The organism is bacterium (genome assembly GCA_035370465.1).
Classification (GTDB): Bacteria; Ratteibacteria; UBA8468; order B48-G9; family JAFGKM01; genus JAGGVW01.
The window spans coordinates 1-21,741 of the sequence record DAOOVW010000013.1; the positions used below are offsets into that span (position 1 = coordinate 1).

Below are 21,741 nucleotides of genomic sequence, written 5' to 3' on the forward strand. Positions count from 1 at the left end.
GGTATTTAATTCTTCATCATCTTTTTTGTACTTTATCTTCATAGATATTTTCTTGGGTCTGTTATTTTTCCTTCAATTACACTTGCAGCAACTGTTGCAGGTGAAGATAGGTAAATAAATGCATTTTGGTTGCCCATTCTTCCTTTAAAATTTCTATTAGCAGTTGAAATAACATTTTCATTATCAGAAGGGACACCTTGATGAGTTCCCACACATGGGCCACAACCAGGATTGGTAATAATTGCACCTGCTTCAAGTAATGCATCTATATACCCATTTTTCAAACACTCTAAATAAATTTTTCTTGAACCAGGAGTACATATTAATCTAACACCTTTTTTGACTTTCTTCCCTTTAAGAATTTTTGAAGCAATTTCAAAATCACTGGTTCTTCCATTTGTACATGTTCCTATAAAACCCTGATGTATTTCTATTCCTTCAACCTCATTTATATCTGAAACATTATCAACAGTATGTGGTTTTGCAACTTGAGGGGGAAGTTCTGAAACATCAAAATTATATATTTTTTCATAATTTGCATCATTATCTGGAAAAACAGGACTGTAATTTTCAATTTTTCTTTCTTTTAAAAATTCCTTTGTTTTGTCATCAAATTCCATAATTCCACATTTTGCTCCAATTTCAGTTGTCAAATTACATATTGTAAATCTCCCATCCATAGATAAATTTTCAATTGTCTCTCCTTTAATTTCAACTGATTTATAAATTGCTCCTCTTGCTGTTAATTGTCTTACCATAAAAAGGGCAATATCTTTTGCAAAAACTCCATCCTGTAAATTTCCATTAAACACAATTTTTATTGTTTCAGGAACTCTTAACCATAAATATCCTGTATAAAGTGCAATTGCAAGGTCTGTTGAACCAACTCCAATTCCAGCAGAATTTAATGCCCCATATGTAGGAGTATGACTATCAGCACCAAAAACAAGAGAGCCACACTTAACAAGTCCGGTTTCAGGAAGTAATACATGACAGACACCTTCACCAACCTCAAAAATCCTTATATTATACTCCTTTGCAAAGTCCCTCATTAGTTTATGTAAAGCAGAAACTCCCTGACTTGGACTTGGACTATTATGGTCAAGAACAAAAACACATTTATCAGGGAAAGGGATTTTTTTTTCAGAAAATTGTTCAAAAGAATTTATAACGAGGGGAGTTGTTCCATCCTGGGACATTAAGAGGTCATATTCTACAATAGAAATATCTCCGCTTTTAACATTTTTACCTGAATGATTTGATATGATTTTTTCAATTATTGTTTTTCCCATTTTTTAAATAAAATGTTTTTTTAAAAATTGTATTGTTTTTCTATTACTCCATTGATGTTCACCTTCAAAAAAATCATTTTCTAAATTTTCTTCTTCTCCAAACATTTTATAAACCTTTTCTAACATTTTATATGCTTTTTTTGTCCCTTCAATAGGAAAAATTGGGTCTTTTTCGCCACTTATTATTAACAAAGGTCTTGGAGCAATGAGAGCAGCAATATCGCTCATTTCTGCCCATTCCATAATATGAGGGACACAATTACATATACAATGAAATATCTGGTAAATAGAATCTCTAAAAGTACAAAAATACCCGGCAATCATTGCAAGTTTTATTCTCTCATCCATTGCTGATAAGAATAAAGATGTAGTTCCTCCTCCTGAGAGGCCTGCAACTCCAATTTTTAATTTATCAACCTCATCTTGAGTTTTTAAAAAGTCAACAATACGCATACAATCCCATACTCTAACTCCAATAGGTGTCATACCTATTAAAAAGGCATCCATAGTTACTCTATAACAATCTCCATATTGAGAAGGTTCAGCATACCTTGTTTCATTCCATCCTCTTTGAATAGGTGCTATTGTTATATACCCATTTTCTGCAAAAAAAGGAGCATAATCTAAAGAATGCCTTTTCCCTAATGCTTTTTGTTCTTTAGTACCTTCACGAATATAAGGTAATATTCCCCTATGTCCATGAAGACAAATTATTGCTGGGGTTTTTGCTTTTAATTTTTTTGGTAAAAAGTAATAGGAAGGAATCCAATAATCTTTTTCAGAGCGGATATAAATTTTGTTTCTTATAAATGATTTTGTTTCAATTTTTTCATCCCAATCAACTTCTAAAGGAACTTTTTTTGGCATTTTCCCCAATAATTCTTGAAGTTTTGACTCAAGTTTTTTTCTCCAGATATAATGGGTTGAAATTGTTTTTGCATTCCAGGAAAGTTTTGGAGAAATATTATCAACTACTTTCATGAAATAATTAAATGTATTACTATTTCTTTGCATATATTTCTCCTATGGAGTCATTGTCAAAATTTGTTTTACTTCTTCAGGATATTTTGCTATAAATATTAATTCGTCACTAACTAATGGTTTTTGTTTATGAACATTTGCATATCTGGCTAATTCTAATATCTCTCTTGCTTCTTCTTCATCTTTAAATTTTATTTCTAATTTTCCATAAACATTTCTTAAACCCTTGATACCACTATATTCTCCTAATATTATCATTCTTCCTGTTTCAATGATTTCTGGTTCTCCTCTTCCTAATTCTTCAAAATTGTATAATTCATAATTTCTTCTATCTTTAAGTGCACCATCTACATGGATACCAGAAGAATGAGCAAAAGCGTTTTCTCCAACTCCTACCTGATTTATTGGAATTGGAACTCTAAAAGCATAAGAAGCATAATGGGATATTTTCCATGCCATCTTTAAATCTACTTTTTCATCTAATTTATATTTTCCTTCAATCCCTGAGGCATATTTTATAGCAAGAATAACAGAAACAAGGTCAGCATTTCCAGTTCTTTCACCCAATCCATTTACTGTTGTGTTTATATAAGCATCAACTCCACCATCAATGGCTCCTTTTGCTCCCGCCACAGAACAGGCAACAGCCATACCAATATCATTATGGCAGTGTAGTTCAATTGGGATTTTCACTTCTTTAGCAATTTTATAAATTCTTTCATAAATTGAAAATGGAGAATCATAACCAAGTGTATCACAATATCTAATTCTGTTTGCCCCAACTTCTTTTACAGCAGAAGCAAATTCAATTAAATTTTTAAGGTCAGTTCTTGAAGCATCTTCTGCATTTACTCCTATTGTTTTTGCTCCTTTTTCTTTTGCGGATTTTACTGCATCACCCATATTTTTAATTACATCTTTAAACTTCATTTTCCCTTGAAACTTGCCCACTATCATTTGATCCGAAGTTGATATAGAAATATTTAAGTGTTGTAAATCAGGGACATTTTTAAAAGCATTTTCAACATCAGAAGGTATTGCTCTGAGCCATCCAGAAAGGCGTATAGGATATAGACATTTCTTTTTTACAAGTTTTAAGTTAGCATTTAAATAATTTATTTCATGAGATGTAAGTGGAAAACCAAATTCACTCTGAAAAATTCCCATTTGATTTAGATAATAATTTATCATCGTTTTTTCAAGTTTTGCAAGACCAAGTCGGGCCGTTTGAACTCCATCACGATTTGTAACATCAATTATGTAAATTTTATTCATAATTTTCCCCCCTTAAAATTCAATAACTTCTGGCTTTTGTGCCTCGTGATGATGATTGGTTCCACGATAAACTTTTAATTTCTTAATCATCTGTCTACCAAGTTTATTTTTAGGCAACATCCCCCAAACAGCATGTTTTATAACAAATTCTGGCTTTCTATTAAGAAGAGAAAATAAATTTTCTTTTTTTAATCCACCTAAATATCCGGAATGTTTATAATAAATTTTATCAACCAATTTTTTGCCAGTAACTTTAATTTTGTCTGCATTAATCACAATAACAAAATCACCTGTATCAACATTTGGCGTATAAATTGGTTTATTTTTTCCCATAAGAATTCCGGCGACTTTACTTGCAAGTCGTCCAAGTATTTTTCCTTCTGCGTCAACAACATACCAATTTCTTTTTATTTTTTCTTTTTTAGCAACGGATGTTTTTTCCATTTTTTCCCTCCATTAAGTCGTTTAATTATACTTAAAAAAAGTTCTTCCGTCAATTTTTATATAGGATGTTTTAGAAATATTTAATTTAAATATTATTAAGTAATAATTTAAGATATGAAAAAATAAAGATAATAATTACACTTAAAATAATAAGAAAAACAATCCATATAATTATCTTTTTTTTATCAAATTCGGGAATATCTTTGTATTTATCTTCGTAATAATCACCAACAATTTTTGCTATTTCTTCAGGACTTTTTCCTTTAAGTTTCTCCTTCCACTCATTTGAATTAAAATCAATATTGTTATTTTCTTTCATTTTGACATATATTATTTTATATGAGAAAATAAAAAAATCAAATTTTAGAGTTGAAAGGAGGAAGGAAAAATGAATAAAGTAAGAATTGGCGTAATAGGAGTTGGAGGGATGGGCTCTGCTCACTGTTTAATTATAAAAGAAATTGAAGAGGGTGAATTAACTTGTGTATCAGATGTTGAAGAAGAAGTTGCAAAGAAAAAAGGAGAAGAATTTGGAGTAAAGAGTTTTACTGATTATAGGGAATTGATAAAAAGTGGACTTTGTGATGCAGTTATTGTTGCAACACCCCATTGGTTTCATCCAGAAATATCTGTTTTTGCTTTTGAGAATGGGCTACATGTTTTAAGTGAAAAACCAATTGCAGTCACTGTTTCTGCTGCTGATAGAATGATTGAATCAGCGGAGAAGAATAATAAAATTTTTGCTGTTATGTATCAGAGAAGAGCAGAATGGTTGATAAGAAAAGCAAAAGAAATAGTTACTAATGGGAAAATTGGAGAAATTATAAAAGCAGTTTGTATTGACCCATGGTATAGGTCTCAAGCATATTATAATAGTGCAACATGGCGCGCTACATGGATTGGTGAAGGTGGAGGGGTTTTAATAAATCAAGCACCTCATACAATTGATATTTTTACCTATTTAGCAGGATTGCCATCTAAAGTTGAAGCAAAAACGAGGACAAAATTACATGATATTGAAGTAGAGGATGAAGTATCTGCATTTTTAGAATATAGAAATGGTGCATGGGGTTATTATTACACTTCAACATGTGAACCAGTTGGTCCTTTTTATTTAGAGGTCTCTGGAGATAAAGGGAAAATTGTAATAAGAGGGGACCAGATTACTTTTTACAATTATGAGACACCAATAAAGGAATTTACGGAAAAAGCACCTGATATGTGGGCATCAATAAAAACAGAAGAGGAAAAAATTATTGCCTCTTCAAATTTTGAAACAGGACATAAGGTAATAATAAAAAATTTTGTTAGAAATATACTCTATAATGAAAAACTTATTGCCCCTGGAAAAGAAGGACTTAATACAATTGAATTTATGAATGCATGTATTTTATCAGGGAAGAAAAATAAAGTTGTTAATATACCTGTTGATAGAAAAGAATATGATGATTTAATTGAAACATTGAAAAAAACTTCAAGGGGAAAAAAAGTAGTAAAAATACAGAGAGTTACTGACCCCAATATTAAAAAGTAGAAGGGACTTGGAGTAGATAATAAAGCACACTTTCTACAATATATGAATGAGTTAGGTAATATTTCTCTGGGCAGATGTATGCTTTATAAGGAGAATGAATGAGAGGTAAGATTTTATCTGCTATTTTTTTATTTTTTCTTGTTCTTTCACCATTTTTTCTAATAAAATATAGAAATTCAACAAAAAAGGAAAAGGAAGAAAAATATAGAATTATTGATGGAGTAATTTTCACAGGAGATTGTATAATTAACATTTTACAACAAAGTGGTATTTCTTCTAATGTTGCCCTATCTATTGCAAATAAATTAAGTACTGTTTTCAACACAAGAAGTTCAAATATTGGTGATAGATATAGAATTTATTTTGATAATGAAAATGGGAATTTTATAAAATTTGTTTATTATAGCGTACCATTAGATTTTTATACTGTTCAATATGATGAAAAAAATAAGGATTTTTTTGTTTCATCAGGGAAGGTAAAAGCAGAAAAAGAGATATTGGGAGTAAAAGGAGAAATAAATTCTTCCCTTTATGATAGTATGATAAAACAAAATGTGAATTCGGAAATAATAATACAATTTGCAGAAATTTTTGCCTCAAAAATTGACTTTTTTACTGATTGCAAGAAAGGAGATAAGTTCGTTATTCTCTGGGAATCATATAAAGATAAAAAAGGGAATATTTTAAAAGATATTAAGGTTGTTGCAGGGGAATATATAAATTATAATAATACTTACTATGCTTTTTATTTTGAACCACAAGATAATAAAAAAGGTGGATATTACGATGAAAATGGACAAAGTGTTGAAACAGCATTTTTAAAATCACCTTTAAATTATAGAAGGATTTCATCATATTTTTCTTATAGAAGATTTCATCCAATACATAAAATTTATCAGCCACATTTAGGAATTGATTATGTTGCTCCTGCTGGGACGCCTGTTTCCTCAATAGGTGAGGGAGTTATTATTTTTGCTGGATTTAGTAATAATGGATATGGAAATAATGTCAAAATAAAACATCCAAATGGATATATTTCCTACTATGGGCATCTATCAAAAATAAAAAAGGGAATAAAAAAAGGTATTAGTGTAAAAAAGGGAGAAGTAATTGGTTTTGTTGGGATGACAGGGCTTGCAACTGGACATCATTTAGATTATAGAATTAAGAAAAATGATAAATTTATAAACTTCTTAAAATTAAAATTGCCACCTTCTTACCCAATTGATAAAAAATACATTCCCGAATTTGAAAAAATTAAAGAGCAATATATTGAGAAAATGTCTACTTTTTAAAATTTCCCTTATACAATGTTATAATTTTTCTATGAAAAAAGGTTTTTCTTTTTTAGAAATTGTTATTGTAATTTTCATTTTTTCAATTTTACTTATTCCAACAACATTTGTAATTCTCAATTATCAAAAAAATTTATCTCTTGAAAGTGCTGTAAGTGAAATAGTTGAAGTGCTTGATTATGCAAGAAATTGTGCTAAGAGTGAAAGAGAAAAATTTTTAGTAAAATTTGAAGATAAAAATTTTTATATTATAAAAAATGGAAAAGTTGTTAATAAAATTCAACATCTTCCACAACATATATATTTCAAAGAAATTACAGATGGATTAAATCCTGTCGTTTTTTTACCTGATGGGACAACAGAAATGGCAGGGCATATAATTTTAGGAATTGAAAATAAAAATGATGAAAAAAAGATAGTTGTTAATAATATTACAGGGAAATGTATAATAAAATGAAAAAAGGAATAACTTTAATAAATATCCTTGTTTCTCTTATCATCCTTTCAATAGGGATAATTACTCTATTAAAGGTCTATCCAGTTATTAGTTCACTTTCTGAAAGGGGAAAAGATAATGCAACTATTTCAATGATTTCTACTCAGATTTTCACTCTCATTGATAAAGTTTATTCTTCTTCCAATAATGATTTGCCTTCTTCTGTTGATGGGTGTTTTCTTGAATTTCCACAATACAAATATAAAATTGATTTTTCAGAAGAAAGAAAAAATTTATATAATGCGGATATTGAAATTTCATGGAAAAGAAAGGGAAAAATTGAAAAAAGATATTTTACATATTCATTCAGAAGAGAATAAAGGGTTTACCTTAATTGAGGTTTTAGTTTCAATTGTAATTCTTACAATCATTATTTTTTCTTCTATGTTTATTTTTAAAGAAAGTGTAAGAAAATTTAGAAAAAATACATATGAAAAAGAAATTTATAAAACAGCAACAGAAACATTTCAGACAATTGAAAAATATCTTAAAAATGCCAAAATAAACAATTTAAATGGAAAATTAAGAATGAACTTTAAAGGTCAGAAACAATGGGTCAAATTTATATCTACCACAGAAGAAAGTAAAGAGAGTGATTTTTTGAAAGTCGGGATATATTTCCAGGATAATAACTTAAAAATGTCTATTGAAAAAATTGATGAAGAAAGTGATTTTAGTTTTAAGAAAGGTTTTCCGGGGGCACAAATTCTTGCAGAAAATATTAGAAATTTCGAAATTTTATATTTTGATGGAACAAATTATGTTTCAAACTGGGATACAGAAAACACAGAAGAGCCCCAATTACCTCCATTTGTTAAGATTATTATGGAAATTGAATCAGGAATGAAAGTTGAAGGAAAAAAATTAAATAAAAATTTTGAAAGAATAATAAAGGTGGGTTATGAATAGAGGAGTAAGTATAATTTTTACGATTTTTATTTTATTTCTTCTTTTTATTTTTACTGCAACAATGCTTTTTATTTTTCAGTTCTGGGAAAAAACAAGTTTTAAATTTTTTTCATCAAGACAGGCATATACTTTTGCAAAAAATGGCATAGAAGAAGGTATATGGGAAATTAATAATGATGATAAAAAATATGATTGTTTAAATGATAAATGGAGAGTAAATTTTCAGGGAAAAGAAGTTGACCTGAATGAAGATGGGAAATTTGATTCAAAATGGTTCTATATAAAAAATAAAAAAGGAGAAATTATTGGTAGATATGCTGTTTTAGTTGAAGATGAAAGTGGAAAGGTAAATATAAATTCTTCTGGAAATTTATCTTTAAATTATAACGAAGGTTATGGTTGTCATGAAATATCTCTTTTTCGGGAAATAATAGGGGAAAAGAATATGATAAATATATTGCATTTTAAATATGGGAATGACTTTTTCCCTGGAACAAGAAATTTTGATGATAATAAAAACCAGAATAGTTATGAAACAGATGGAATTGATAATGATGCTGATGGAATTATTGATGAGTATGGAGAAGGAATTGATGAACCAGAAGAATTTAATTTTGAAAAACCTTATGGGGATGATAGACCATTTTTTGATATTTCAGATATCAAATTAGTTGATGGAATTGGACAGGATGTATTCAATAGATTTAAAAATTATATTACAGTGTTTTCTTATGACCTTGAAAGAAACAAAAATGATGAAGAAAGGATAAATATAAATACTGCTGATTTCAATACACTTTTTTCTTTTTTTCAATCACTTGGATATTCTGAAAAAGAGGCCTGCCAAATTTCCTTAAATATTATTGATTACAGAGATAATGATTCTATACCTACAATAAAAAAATTAGGCAATTCACTATTTATAGGAATTGAAGATACTCCTTACTTGAATGAAATAGATGCAGTGAAAGAATGGGAAAATAAAACACTTGAATCAGGGGCAATTATTCTTACTGAAAAAGGTGGACAATTTGTTGAAATTTTTAATCCTTATGACAGAGAAATTGATATTGGCGGTTGGGAAGTAAAAGGTGTTTTAACCCTTTTTTCAAATTTATGGAATGGTATTTTTTCTACTTCCGAGCAAGTTTTGGATGAAGTTGAAAATGGGGAAACAGAAATAGTACAACCAGATTTTCTTGGGAATCTTGTTCCAACTACAATAAAAATAAGAGAAGGAGTAAAAATTGAGCCACACTCTTTTTATACAATAGGAGACCTTATAACAATTGTAATAATAATGGTCCCTCCTGACTTTGTTCCAATTATTTTATTTTTACCTACACATGACCCATCTGATTGTTCACAATATGAACCAATTATTGCTATAAATCCTGGTTCTTTTGGTGCTATTTCAAAAATTTTATCTTCTATTCCCTTTCTTTCAAAATTAGGACTTGATTTCACAGTAAGTTTATATGACAAAGGTGGAAATTTAATTGAAAAAACGGACTATCCGCTTGATACACCATGGACAACTGTTCAGAAAAATGACCCAAGAATGAGCGGAAGTGGTAATTGGTTTCCTTCAATTTCTACTCCAAATACCTTTAATTCTGTTTTTATGCCATTTGTAGGTGAAGAATTTAATAGTGTTAATTGGATTTTAAACTGGGGTTCTTCTTTTGCAATAAAAAATAATAAATTTTCTTCAGTTGGAGAAATTTCACTTATACACAAAAACGCACAATGGAAAACAATAAATTTATGGAAAAATATATCGGACAGAAAAATTATTGATAATATAAAAGTTAGAAAAGAAGAAAAGGTCTACGGGAAAATAAATATAAATACAAGTAGTGAAGATACTTTAAAATGTCTGCCATTGGTTAGTAAGATAACTGCAAAAATTATTTGTGCGGGTAGACCCTATACAGATATAACAGAAATACTTGGTTCTCCTTCCGGAATGAATTTTGAAAAAGTTCTTTTATCCAGGGACATTACAAAATATGGATTTGATGGGATTGATAATGATAGAGATATTTATATTGATACTGAAAAGGAAAAAGAAATGGTGTTTTCAAAAATTGTAGGTCTCATAACAGTAAGAAGCAACATATTTAAAATTACTTCTATTGGAGAAAAAGTGCAAGATAAAAATAATAATGGTAAAATAGAAGATGAAGAAATAATTGCAACAAAAAAAATAAATGCGTGGTATGATAGGAGAAAAAAGAAAATAATCCATAGAAAGGAAATTTAATGGGTAAATTGAAAATTGAAAGCGGAAAATTTACAATTGTAAAATTAAAAAATTTTTCTAAGAAACATGAGAAAAAAATTATTTTATTCTTTTTATGTATTCTTCTTGTTTTATTTGCACTTCTTTTTCTCCACTTTAAAAAAATAAAAGATGAAACAGTGGCAGTTGTAAATGGATATAGAATTACTTTTGATGATATACTGACAAAAGCAGAAACATCTCCAGTATTTTATCAGGAATATTTAAAAATTGAACCAAAATTTTTTGTTGAGGAATACATAAATCAGATTCTCCTCTTTCAAAAAGCAAAACAAAATGAGAGAAAATATAAAAAAGAAATTGAAGAGAAAATGAAAAATTACTATATTGACTTACTCACAAACATTTATGTAGAAAAAGAGTTAACAGAAAAAATAAAAGTAAGTGAAGAAGAAATACAGGACTATTACAACAAAAATATAAGTGATTTTGTTATTCCTGAAAAAGTTAATCTATATGAAATTGTTACAGATAGTAAAGATAAAGCAGTTGAAATTTTATCAAGATTATCCATTGGAGAGTCATTTGAAGATATAGCAGAAAGAGAGTCAATAAGTAATTCAGCAAAAAATGGAGGTAATTTAGGTTGGATTGATGTAGAAAAATTAGACCATGAAATTGCATCTCTTGTAACAAAGATAAGTCCAGGGCAAATTCTAGCAAATATCTTTAAAACAGACATGGGATATCATATTATAAAACTCGCTGGCAGGACTGAGAGGAGAGTTTTAACATTGGAAGAGGCAAGGCAATCAATTATAAATATGATAAAGACCCAGAGAAAGAAAAAAGAAGTAGAGAAATTTGTTAAAAATTTAAGAGAGAATAGCAAAATACAAATTTTTCCTGGTAAGATAGAGGAAATAAAGACAAGAATAAAATGAAAAAGATTATATTTATTTTTGCTTTTTTTGTACCATTTTTGTTTTCTGCTGATAAAATAGTTGCATTTGTTGAAAATTCTCCTGTTTTTGAAAGTGAGGTCTACCAAATTATTTCTTATGATAAACTTTCTTATGATGAAGCACTTGAAAAAGTAATTCAGAGAAAACTTATTGTTGAAAAAAGCAAAAAAGAAGATATCAAGGTAAGTGATGAAGAAATTGGAAAAGAATTTCAAAAAATAAGACAATCTTTTCCAGATGAGAAAAGTTTTATGGAAAATCTTAAAAAAAACGGATTAACAATCTCACAACTGAAAAATATAATAAAAGAACAAATAATATCAAGAAAATATATTGATAAAGAAATAATAAGCAAAATAGAAATTCCACCGTCAGAAATAGCAAATTTTATAAACAATCATTTAGAGATAACAAAATACAATTTTAAATTTAAGTGGTTTGAGACAAAAAAAGCAGCGGAAGAATTTTGTCTTTCACCCGATATTACAAAAATGGAAGAAAGTGGATATTTAAAAGAGGATGAAATTTTATCTGAAATACTTACAAATTTAAAAAAAATTGGTAAAGGTGAATTTTCTTCTCCATTTGAGGTTGGTAATAAATTTATTGTTGTATATCTTTCAGATGTAAAAAAAGAAAAAGTAGAAAATTTAAAGGACTTATATATTACAGCAAGAAGAAAAATTTTTAATGAAAAATTTAATACAATGTATAAGCAACTTGTTTCTAAATTAAAAAATGAAATGCTTGTCCGAATAATAGAATGAAAATAACAGGAATAACACTTGGAGACCCAGCAGGAATTGGAGGAGAGATTTTTCTTAAAGGTTATAATGAAATAAAAAAAATAAAAAATTCATTTCCTGTTTTAATTGGTGATAGAATTGTTCTTGAAAGAAATGCCACTTCTTTAAGTCAAAAAATATCTATAAAAGAAATAAAAAACAAAAACCAGATAGATAAAAATTGTATAAATATATTTCCTGTTAATTATATAAAAGAAAAAAATTATCCGATTGGAAAAAACTCAAAAATATGTGGAAGTGCCTCTTTTAAATATATTGAATTTGCAATTGACCTATGGAAGAAAAACCAAATTGATGCACTTGTAACTTTGCCAATTTCAAAAAAAGCATGGGAAAAAGCAGGAATTAAATATCCAGGGCATACTGAATTATTATCTGAAAAATTTAATGCCAGAAAAACAGCAATGATTATGGTTGCTGATAAAATAATGACAGTTCTTGCCACAACTCATATTTCTCTTAAAGAGGCAATTGGGAAATTAAGTGTTCAACTTATAGTTGAAAAAGTAAAAAATGGGATTGAATTTCTTGAAAAAATAAAAGTTGAAAATCCTGTTATTGGTGTTTCTGGGTTAAACCCTCATGCAGGAGAAGAAGGACTTATGGGAGATGAGGAAATAAGAATTATAAAACCAGCAATTAAAAAATTAAGAAAACAAGGAATAAATTGTATTGGTCCTATAGTTCCAGATGCAATATTTAGAAAAAATATAGAAGGAGAAATTTCTCTTATTATTTCAATGTATCATGACCAGGCATTAATTCCACTTAAAACATTTTATTTTGAAAAATTGGTTAACTTTACATCTGGAATACCAATGATAAGGACCAGCCCTGGACATGGAACTGCTTTTGATATTGCATATAAAAATAAGGGAAATCCATCAAGTTTTATTGAAAGTTATAAACTCGCAGTTGAACTATTGAAGTAAATGGATAAATTTCTTACGAAGAAAAAATTAAGAGAACTTTTAGTTAGTGAGAATTTAGATATAAAAAAATATTTAGGACAACATTTTTTAGTTGATAGAAATGCAAGAGATAAACTTCTTTCATTTGCAGAAATTTCAAAAGAAGATGTTATATTTGAAATTGGTCCTGGACTTGGGGCACTTACAGAATATCTAATTGAAAAGTCAAAATGTGTATATGGTTTTGAAATAGATAACCACCTTTGTAAAATTTTAAATAAGAGATTTGGTCATTATAAAAACTTCAATCTTATAGAGACAGATTTTTTACAGACAGATGAAAATTTCTGGAGGAATTTTGAAAGAGTAAAAGTAATTGGAAATACTCCTTACTATTTAAGTTCTCCTATTGTTTTTCATATTCTCAAATTCTTAAAAAAAATATCTCTATCTCTTCTTACAGTCCAAAAAGAAGTTGGAGAAAAGTTTGTTGCTCATCCAGGAAATAAAAATTATGGTCCTATATCAATTCTTCTTTCCCTTTACACAGATAGCAAAATATGTTATTCTTTAAAAAAAGATGTTTTCTTCCCAAAACCAGAAGTACAGTCAGTTGCAGTAAAAATTATTCCTTTGGAACAGCCAAAAATTGAAGTTGAAAAAAAATTCTGGGAATTTTTACCATTAATTTTTAATAATAGAAGGAAAAAATTAGTCAATGTAATAAATAAAATTTTTAAATTATCAAAAGAAGATATTATAAAAATAATAAATAAAATTGGTATTTCAGAAAATAGCAGAGTAGAGGAGTTAGAACCAGAAAAGATATATCAACTCTATCAAATGGTAAATATACAAGCAACTGTGTTTCCTGAGAAGTAGAAAGCAGTAAGTAGAAAGAGACAAAAGGCAAAATTCTCTTCATCTCCATTTGTAAAGGGAGGATGAAGTGAATTTTTAGAGAGTAGAACAAATGGGTGATAAAACATATTTAAATAGAATAATTTGTGGTGATACTTTAAGTATTTTAAAAAATATGCCAGATGAAATTGTAGATGTAGGTGTGACATCACCTCCTTATAATAAGGGAGAAAATAAAAAGGGGTGGTTAGTATCAGACTTGTTTTACTATATGAAGAATGAAAAAATTTGATATTTTTCTGGCAGACCTGGTGTGGAGAAAACAATTAATTAAAAAAGGAGAGGAAAAATGGCAATGTGGATAGGAATAAATAGGAAAGCACGTGTTTGTTATGGATTTGATGATGTTTCTCTTGTTCCAGGAGATGTTACTTTAAATCCAGAAGAAGTTGATATTTCAACAAAAATTGGAAATGTTGAATTAAAAATACCTGTGCTTGCAGCAGCAATGGATGGAGTGGTTGACCCTAAATTCGCAGTTGAATTTGGGAAACTTGGTGGAATTGCTGTTTTAAATCTTGTTGGTATTTATACAAGATATGAAGACCCTTATGAAATAATTGAGAAAATAATTTCAAGTCCTTATGAAGAATCAACAAAAATTATCCAAAATATTTATAAAGAACCAATAAAAGAAAATCTTATAGGAGAAAGAATAGAGCAAATAAAAAAGGGAAATGTTGTCTGTGCAGTTAGTTCAATTCCTCAACTTGCAGAAAAATATATTGGTATTGCAATTGAGAGTGGAGTGGATATTTTTGTTGTGCAATCAACTGTTACAACTGCAAAACATATTTCTTCTTCATATAAACCACTTGACCTTTATAAATTCTGTAAAGGAGCAAAAGTTCCAATTATTATAGGTAATTGTGTAACTTTTGATGTTGCTTATCAACTTATGGAAACAGGAGCAGATGGACTTCTTGTAGGGATTGGGCCTGGGGCTGCCTGTACTACAAGAGAGGTTTTAGGTATAGGCGTTCCACAGGTAACCGCAACTTCTGATTGTGCTGCTGCAAGAGATAAATACTTTAAAAAGACAGGAAAATATGTCTCTGTTATAACTGATGGAGGAATGGTTACAAGTGGTGATATCTGTAAAGCATTTGGAGTTGGGGCAGATGCAGTTATGATTGGGTCTGCTTTTGTAAAATCGGTCGAATCACCTGGGAAAGGGTATCACTGGGGAATGGCAACATCTGATGGAAATTTACCAAGAGGCACAAGAGTAAAAATTGGGACATCCGGGACTTTAAAAGAAATTCTTTTTGGACCTGCAAAAGTTGATGACGGTTCTCAAAATTTAATGGGTGCATTAAAACTTTCAATGGCATCAGTAGGAGCAAAAAATATCAATGAAATGCAAATGACAGATATAGCAATTGCTCCATCTATGAAAACAGAAGGTAAAATTTATCAGGCAGCAAGAAAAGAAGCAAGAAAATAATCACAAATATTAAATAAATAAATTGGTTAAGAGACACAAAGGTACAGAAGGGAAAAACAAAAAGCAAAATCCATCCCCTTTACAAAGATAAATGGGCAAGCATTAAAAAGAGTAGGAGAGATACTTCCCTTTTTGGTAAACCGACTAAGGAAGCAGGGGTTAGCAAGGCAGAGTTGGTGCGTTATCCCAAATACTTTCCCTAAAAATGCTTCCCCCTTTAACCAAAGGGGGATAGAGGGGGATTTTAGAAAATTACAGGAAATCCATCCCTTCCTTCCTTTGAAAAAGGAAGGAGAGATACTTCCCCCTTTTATTAAAGCCTGTCCGACGCGTCCGCCAAAAAGCGCGTCGGATTCGTAATGTTTTGTGGCGAACATTTTGGCGGAGGGATGAAGGGGGATTTCATCCTTCTCCCCAGTCTCTGTCCGCCGTGCGGTGTGGCGGAGGGGAGAAGGTAGGGATGAGGGGGATTAATGTTTCTCACTTTTGTAAAGGAGGATTTTAAAGTAAATTTTTCTGAACTTTTTACCTAAAATAAAACGGAGGTTAGTAAATATTTTAAAATGAGTAAATTTGTTCATCTTCATCTTCATTCAGAATATAGTTTATTAGATGGTATGTGCAAAATAGAAGAAGTTATTCCATTAGCAAAAAAGAATAAAATGACTTCTCTTGCAATAACAGACCATGGAAGTATGGCAGGAGTTGTTAAATTTTATAAAGTTGCTCTGGATAATGGGATAAAACCAATTATTGGTTGTGAGATGTATATTGCCCCTGAAAGTATGACTGATAAAACCAAAAGAGAAAGGAATAACTATCATTTAACACTTCTTGCTTCTGATAATAATGGCTATAAAAATTTAATGGCTCTTTCTACTTTTTCTTATCTCAAAGGATTTTATTATAAACCAAGAATAGATAAAGAAATTTTATCAAAATACTCAAAAGGGATTATTGCAATGAGTGGTTGTCTTCAAGGGGAAATACCATATTTTCTTTTGAAAGATGAAATTGAAAAAGCAGAAGAAGTTGTTAATGAGTATATTGAAATATTCGGGAAAGAGAATTTTTATTTAGAAATAATGGATAATAATCTACCTGAACAAAAAAAAGTAAATTCTGATATTTTACAACTTGCAAAAAAATCAGGGATAAAGGTAGTTGCAACAAATGATTGTCATTATTTAAAAAGAGAGGACTCTTTTTCACATGATGTTTTATTATGTATTCAGACAAAAACACATATTGAAGATACAAAAAGATTAAAATTCAAGACAGATGAATTTTATTTCAAGACATCAGAAGAAATGGAGAGGTCATTTAAAGATATACCAGAGGTACTTGAAAATACATTAGAAATAAGTGAAAAATGTAATGTTGAAATTGATTTTAATAAGTATAACTTACCAAGATTTTATCCACCTGAAAACAAAACACCCGATATATATATTAAAGAAATGGTAAAAAATGGACTTGAAGAAAAATTTAATCTCAAAAATGTTAATTTTTCAGAAAAAAATGAGATAGTGGAAAGGGCAAAATATGAATTAGATGTAATAAAAAAAATGGGATTTTCAAGTTATTTTCTTATAATAAGTGATATTGTTAATTACGCCAAAAAAAATGGAATAAGTGTTGGTCCAGGTAGAGGGTCTGCTGCTGGAAGTTTAATTTCATATCTTTTAGGTATTACAGATATAAATCCTTTAGAATATAACCTTATATTTGAAAGATTCCTGAACCCTGAAAGAATAAGTATGCCAGATATTGATATTGATTTTTGTGATAGAAGAAGGGAAGAAATAATTAAGTATATAAGAGAAAAGTATGGAGAAAACAATGTTTCTCAAATAGGAACTTATGGGACAATGGCTGCAAGAGCAGTCGTCAGAGATGTTGGAAGAGCATTAGGCATGCCTTATAATGAAGTTGACCGAATTGCAAAACTTATAAATTCTTCTCCTGGTACTCTTCTTAAAGAAGAGGTTGTTTTAAATCCAGAAGTAAAAAGAGCGATAGAATCAGATGAAAATGTAAAAAATCTTTTTGAAATATGTCTTAAATTAGAAGGATTAGCAAGACATTCCTCAATTCATGCAGCGGGGCTTGTAATAACTGAAAATGAGGTATATAACTATTCTCCTCTTTTTATTGGGCCAAAAGGTGAAGTAGCAACACAGTATGAAATGGATTGGATTGAGAAAATAGGACTTTTGAAGGTTGATATACTTGGACTTAAAACATTATCAGTAATTGAGGATACAATAGAACTTGTCAAAAAAAGAAAAGGTATTGAGATAACTTCCTTTCCTCTTGATGATAAAAAAACATATAAATTACTATCCAATGGTGAAACAGCAGGAGTATTTCAACTTGAAAGTAAAGGTATGCAAAGTTTATTAAGGGACATGAATGTAGAAAATTTTGAGGATATTATCGCAGTGCTTGCTCTGTATAGACCCGGTCCGATGAAAAGTGGAATGGTAAAGGAATATATTGAAAGGAAAAAGGACTCGTCAAAAATAAAATATGACCATCCACTTCTTGAGACAATTTTGAAACCAACTTATGGAGTTATTCTTTATCAAGAACAGGTTATGCAGATAGCAAATAAATTAGCAAATTTTACAATGGGAGAAGCAGACCATTTAAGAAAAGCAATGGGCAAAAAAATATCTTCTGAAATGGAGAAATTTAGAGAAAAATTCATTTTAGGAGCAAAAAAAAATGGAGTAAAAGAAGAAATAGCGGAGAAGATATTTGCTCAAATATCAAAATTTGCTGGATATGGTTTTAACAGGTCTCATAGTGCCTGCTATTCTTTTATTGCATATCAAACAGCGTATTTGAAAAGTAATTTTCCTTTGGAATTCATTACATCTTTACTTAATAGTGAAATTGGCAATAGTGATAAAATAGAGGAATATATAAAAGAATGTGAGAGATATGATATATGGGTTTTACCACCTGATATATGTGAAAGCGATGGTGAGTTTAAAATTTTTGGTAATGATATAATTTTTGGACTTTCTGCTGTAAAAAATGTTGGTTCTGGTGCTATTAAATCAATAATTGAAAGCAGAAAAGAAGGTGATTTTAAATCATTATTTGATTTCTGTGAAAGAGTAAATTTAAGGGTAGTCAATAGAAAAGTGATAGAAAGTTTAATAAAAGGTGGAGCATTTGATTATTTAGAAATACCAAGGTCCCATCTTTTTGCAATGATAGATGATGCAATTGAGTATGGAACAAGAGTGCAAAAGTCACAGGAGAAAGGAGAAATTGAAATATTTTCTACTCCTGTGACAATAAATTATACGAATAAAAAACTTATTTCTTCTTTGCCTGAATGGTCTGAATTAAAGCGATTGTCTTATGAAAAAGATATGTTAGGTGTTTATCTAACAGGCCATCCAGTTGAAAAATATCTGCCTTTATTAAAAGTATATTCATCTATTCCTATTTCTGACCTTCCAAAAGTTAATAATGGGGAGGTTGTCATTGCAGGAATTTTGCAAGAATTAAAGAGAAATATAACAAAAAAAGGGGAGAGGATGGCATCTGGTGAACTTGAAGGAATTGATGGGAAAATAGAAGTTATTTTTTATCCTGAAACATTTAAAAAATACTCATCAGTTATAAGAACTAATAATATTGTATTTATAAAAGGGAAGGTTCAAAAAAGAGAAGATGATATCAAATTTATTGCAAACGAAGTTATTGATTTAGCAGAAGCAAAAGAAAAGTTCACAGGCACAATTGAAATTCATATATGTCTGCCAGTTGAAGATAAGAAAATTAAAGAATTAAAGGAATTTATACAAAACAATAAAGGAAGTTGTTCTGTTATTCTGACATTATATAAAGAAGATAATAGAAAAGTTAAAATAAAAGCAAATGGATATGGAATAAATCCAGAACCAGATATTTTACTTAATTTAAAAAATTCATTTCCTGATTTCAAAATTAACTTTGGTAGATAAAAGGGAAACCCATCCCCCTCTTCCTTTACAAAAGGGAGGAGTATATTTTTCTCCCTTTATAAAAGGGAGATTAAGAGGGATTTTAAGGGGGATTTGAAGGGGGGATTTTTTTCAATATCAGACCTTTGTGCCTAAAACAAAAATGGGACTTATTAAATGTTTAGGGGACTTAAATGAAACCACCTATTGAACCAATTATCTGGAAAGAAGAGCATCTTTATATAATTGACCAGAGAAAACTACCTTTAAAAGAAGAAATAATTGAGATAAAAAATATAAAAGATGTCTGGGAAAGCATAAACAAACTGAAAATAAGAGGCGCTCCTGCAATAGGATGTTTTGCTGGCTTTGGAATTGCCCTGTCTTCTTTAAAATGTAAAGAAAAAACAAAAGACAAATTCATTAAAAAAATAAAAAAAGATATTGAATATCTAAAAACATCAAGACCAACTGCTTATAACTTATTTTATGCTCTTGAAAGAATAGAAAAAGTTTTAGATGAAAACAAAACAATTGATGAGATAAAAAAGGATATTGTTGACGAAGCAAAACAAATATACGAGGAAGATATTGAGTGTTGCTATAAAATAGGAAATTATGGTTCTTCCTTAATAAAAAATGGTATGAATATCCTTACACATTGTAATGCAGGGGGACTTGCAACAAGTGGATATGGAACTGCTCTTTCGCCTCTTTTTGTATCAAAAGAAAGAGGCAAAAAATTCCATGTATTTGTTGATGAAACAAGACCTGTGTTTCAAGGAGCAAGATTAACTACATGGGAACTGGAAAAGTCAAAAATCCCATACACCTTAATTTGTGATAATATGGCTGCTTTTTTAATGAAACAGGGAAAAATTGACATAGTAATTGTTGGTGCAGATAGAATAACCTTAAATGGAGATACTGCAAACAAGATTGGCACATATAATCTTTCAGTTCTGGCAAAACATCATAAAGTGAAATTTTATATTGCTGCTCCCTTTTCTACATTTGATTTTTCCTTAAAAACAGGCAAAGACATACCAATTGAAGAAAGAGACCCTGATGAAATAAGAAAAATAAAAAATATTTATATTGCTCCAAAAAATTGTCCTGTTTATAATCCCTCTTTTGATATAACTCCGGGTGAATTTGTTGATGGATTTATAACCGAAAAAGGTATAATACACCCCCCTTTTAACAAATAATACTCAATAGTTCCAGAAAGCATTCTGAAAGATATAAAAAGACATCGCCCCTTTTAAAGAAATCTTTAAAAAGTGATAAAATAACAAATAAAGGTTTAATAAGAATTTCTCTACATTAACTATAGTGAAATTGATGATGAAGAGTATGGAGTGAGTGAAAACGACAAAAAATTAAATAAGGAGTTTTATAAGAGGTAACTATGCTCTATGAAACTTTTAATTCAATAAAAGAAATCGTTATCGCAGGATTGAATTGTTAAATACTATTTTTAATAGATGTTAAATGTTGAGCACAATGAGTGTAAATCTTAAACATTTTAATTTTCATTTAGTTTGTGTTATAATACAATTTGAATATCTGTTTAATGTGTAATATAATACAAAATAATGTTGAAATATCGGAAAGAATAAGAAATGTAATTGATGGAATAATTACCAAGGATATAATAACTCTCAAAAAGTTTAAGTCAGAAACAATCAGTAAAATAAATAACTTGCTTTATTTACTTGCGAATTCCGATGTAATTAGTTATGAAAAATTACTTCATACCTTACGAATTGATAATATAAGAACATTATCTTCTTTATTGGATGTTTTAGTAATGGCAGGAGTTCTTATAAGAGTTAAATGTTATGGACAAACTTATGGAACCACCAGAAAAACACCAAAATATCTTTTTATTACACCCTCTCTTAGGAATGCTATTCTAAATGGCAGTTTTACTTCTGGACTGGAAGGAAAAAAATAGAAGATTATTTTGCATTAATTTTTGAAAATGATTTAAAGAAAACGGTTGCTCAAAATTTATATTATGATATAGCAAAAAGTGGTGCAGATTTTGTTTTAAATTTGAAGAATAGAAGTAATATTGTAATTGAAGTTGGTTTTAATAAAGAGGAAACCAGACAGGTTGAAAAAACAATGAAAAAGGTGAAAAGTTCTTATGGATTAGTCTTTGGGAGCGATAAATTAGAATTAGTTAACAAATCAATTGTAAAAATTCCTTTAAAATTTTTAATGTTAATTTGATAAAAAAAATATTT

21 protein-coding genes are annotated in these 21,741 nt (G+C 29.2%); 16 read left to right on the forward strand and 5 right to left on the reverse strand.

The annotated features are described in order from the left end of the window. Positions 1-38: 38 nt before the first annotated feature. The 5 genes from PLW95_02995 to PLW95_03015 form a co-directional block, all read right to left on the reverse strand. A complete protein-coding gene (locus tag PLW95_02995; GenBank protein ID HOV21632.1) occupies positions 39-1,292 on the reverse strand; it encodes a 3-isopropylmalate dehydratase large subunit in 1,254 nt (417 codons plus the stop codon). 3 nt (positions 1,293-1,295) lie between these two features. Then, positions 1,296-2,306 (reverse strand): alpha/beta hydrolase family protein, encoded by a 1,011-nt coding sequence (locus PLW95_03000; GenBank protein ID HOV21633.1) that lies wholly within the window; start codon positions 2,304-2,306, stop codon positions 1,296-1,298. Between the two features lie 9 nt (positions 2,307-2,315). Continuing rightward, positions 2,316-3,548, reverse strand: a complete 1,233-nt coding sequence (locus PLW95_03005; GenBank protein ID HOV21634.1) for a homocitrate synthase — start codon at positions 3,546-3,548, stop codon at positions 2,316-2,318. A gap of 12 nt (positions 3,549-3,560) precedes the next feature. Beyond that, entirely contained in the window at positions 3,561-3,992 is a 432-nt protein-coding gene (gene rplM, locus PLW95_03010; protein HOV21635.1) for a 50S ribosomal protein L13, read from the reverse strand. A gap of 85 nt (positions 3,993-4,077) precedes the next feature. Next, positions 4,078-4,311 (reverse strand): hypothetical protein, encoded by a 234-nt coding sequence (locus PLW95_03015; protein HOV21636.1) that lies wholly within the window; start codon positions 4,309-4,311, stop codon positions 4,078-4,080. A 69-nt stretch (positions 4,312-4,380) separates the two neighbouring features. Here PLW95_03015 and PLW95_03020 point away from each other — a divergent pair, with 69 nt between their 5' ends. The 16 genes from PLW95_03020 to PLW95_03095 all read left to right on the forward strand — a co-directional run bounded on the left by PLW95_03020 (position 4,381) and on the right by PLW95_03095 (position 21,727). Beyond that, complete coding sequence (locus tag PLW95_03020; GenBank protein HOV21637.1) at positions 4,381-5,526, forward strand: Gfo/Idh/MocA family oxidoreductase; 1,146 nt, start codon at positions 4,381-4,383, stop codon at positions 5,524-5,526. Between the two features lie 98 nt (positions 5,527-5,624). Then, the gene (locus tag PLW95_03025; GenBank protein ID HOV21638.1) at positions 5,625-6,821 is read left to right on the forward strand and encodes a peptidoglycan DD-metalloendopeptidase family protein; all 1,197 of its coding nucleotides are present in this window, start codon (positions 5,625-5,627) and stop codon (positions 6,819-6,821) included. A gap of 31 nt (positions 6,822-6,852) precedes the next feature. After that, complete coding sequence (locus tag PLW95_03030) at positions 6,853-7,278, forward strand: prepilin-type N-terminal cleavage/methylation domain-containing protein (protein HOV21639.1); 426 nt, start codon at positions 6,853-6,855, stop codon at positions 7,276-7,278. Further along, positions 7,275-7,637: a hypothetical protein gene (locus PLW95_03035; GenBank protein HOV21640.1), complete on the forward strand. Its 363-nt coding sequence runs from the start codon at positions 7,275-7,277 to the stop codon at positions 7,635-7,637. The genes PLW95_03030 and PLW95_03035 overlap by 4 nt, the downstream gene beginning before the upstream one ends. Beyond that, positions 7,597-8,226 (forward strand): prepilin-type N-terminal cleavage/methylation domain-containing protein, encoded by a 630-nt coding sequence (locus tag PLW95_03040; protein ID HOV21641.1) that lies wholly within the window; start codon positions 7,597-7,599, stop codon positions 8,224-8,226. The genes PLW95_03035 and PLW95_03040 overlap by 41 nt, the downstream gene beginning before the upstream one ends. Further along, on the forward strand, positions 8,219-10,492 hold the full coding sequence (locus PLW95_03045) for a hypothetical protein (protein ID HOV21642.1): 2,274 nt from the start codon (positions 8,219-8,221) through the stop codon (positions 10,490-10,492). The genes PLW95_03040 and PLW95_03045 overlap by 8 nt, the downstream gene beginning before the upstream one ends. Then, a complete protein-coding gene (locus tag PLW95_03050) occupies positions 10,492-11,415 on the forward strand; it encodes a peptidyl-prolyl cis-trans isomerase (GenBank protein ID HOV21643.1) in 924 nt (307 codons plus the stop codon). The genes PLW95_03045 and PLW95_03050 overlap by 1 nt, the downstream gene beginning before the upstream one ends. Next, positions 11,412-12,203 carry a SurA N-terminal domain-containing protein gene (locus tag PLW95_03055; GenBank protein HOV21644.1) on the forward strand — a complete coding sequence of 264 codons (792 nt, stop codon included), beginning with the start codon at positions 11,412-11,414 and terminating at the stop codon, positions 12,201-12,203. Before PLW95_03050 ends, PLW95_03055 begins: the two co-directional genes overlap by 4 nt. Next, positions 12,200-13,174 (forward strand): 4-hydroxythreonine-4-phosphate dehydrogenase PdxA, encoded by a 975-nt coding sequence (gene pdxA / locus PLW95_03060; GenBank protein ID HOV21645.1) that lies wholly within the window; start codon positions 12,200-12,202, stop codon positions 13,172-13,174. Before PLW95_03055 ends, pdxA begins: the two co-directional genes overlap by 4 nt. Further along, positions 13,175-14,035 carry a 16S rRNA (adenine(1518)-N(6)/adenine(1519)-N(6))-dimethyltransferase RsmA gene (gene rsmA, locus PLW95_03065; protein HOV21646.1) on the forward strand — a complete coding sequence of 287 codons (861 nt, stop codon included), beginning with the start codon at positions 13,175-13,177 and terminating at the stop codon, positions 14,033-14,035. A gap of 91 nt (positions 14,036-14,126) precedes the next feature. Beyond that, positions 14,127-14,306, forward strand: coding sequence for a hypothetical protein (locus tag PLW95_03070; protein HOV21647.1), 180 nt, complete (start codon positions 14,127-14,129; stop codon positions 14,304-14,306). A gap of 57 nt (positions 14,307-14,363) precedes the next feature. After that, positions 14,364-15,521, forward strand: coding sequence for a GuaB3 family IMP dehydrogenase-related protein (locus PLW95_03075; GenBank protein HOV21648.1), 1,158 nt, complete (start codon positions 14,364-14,366; stop codon positions 15,519-15,521). A 563-nt stretch (positions 15,522-16,084) separates the two neighbouring features. Continuing rightward, positions 16,085-19,507, forward strand: a complete 3,423-nt coding sequence (locus PLW95_03080) for a DNA polymerase III subunit alpha (GenBank protein HOV21649.1) — start codon at positions 16,085-16,087, stop codon at positions 19,505-19,507. A gap of 185 nt (positions 19,508-19,692) precedes the next feature. After that, positions 19,693-20,697: an S-methyl-5-thioribose-1-phosphate isomerase gene (gene mtnA, locus PLW95_03085; GenBank protein ID HOV21650.1), complete on the forward strand. Its 1,005-nt coding sequence runs from the start codon at positions 19,693-19,695 to the stop codon at positions 20,695-20,697. A 365-nt stretch (positions 20,698-21,062) separates the two neighbouring features. Next, positions 21,063-21,446: a hypothetical protein gene (locus PLW95_03090; GenBank protein HOV21651.1), complete on the forward strand. Its 384-nt coding sequence runs from the start codon at positions 21,063-21,065 to the stop codon at positions 21,444-21,446. Positions 21,447-21,547: 101 nt separating this feature from the next. Next, positions 21,548-21,727 (forward strand): hypothetical protein, encoded by a 180-nt coding sequence (locus PLW95_03095; GenBank protein ID HOV21652.1) that lies wholly within the window; start codon positions 21,548-21,550, stop codon positions 21,725-21,727. Positions 21,728-21,741: the final 14 nt, after the last annotated feature.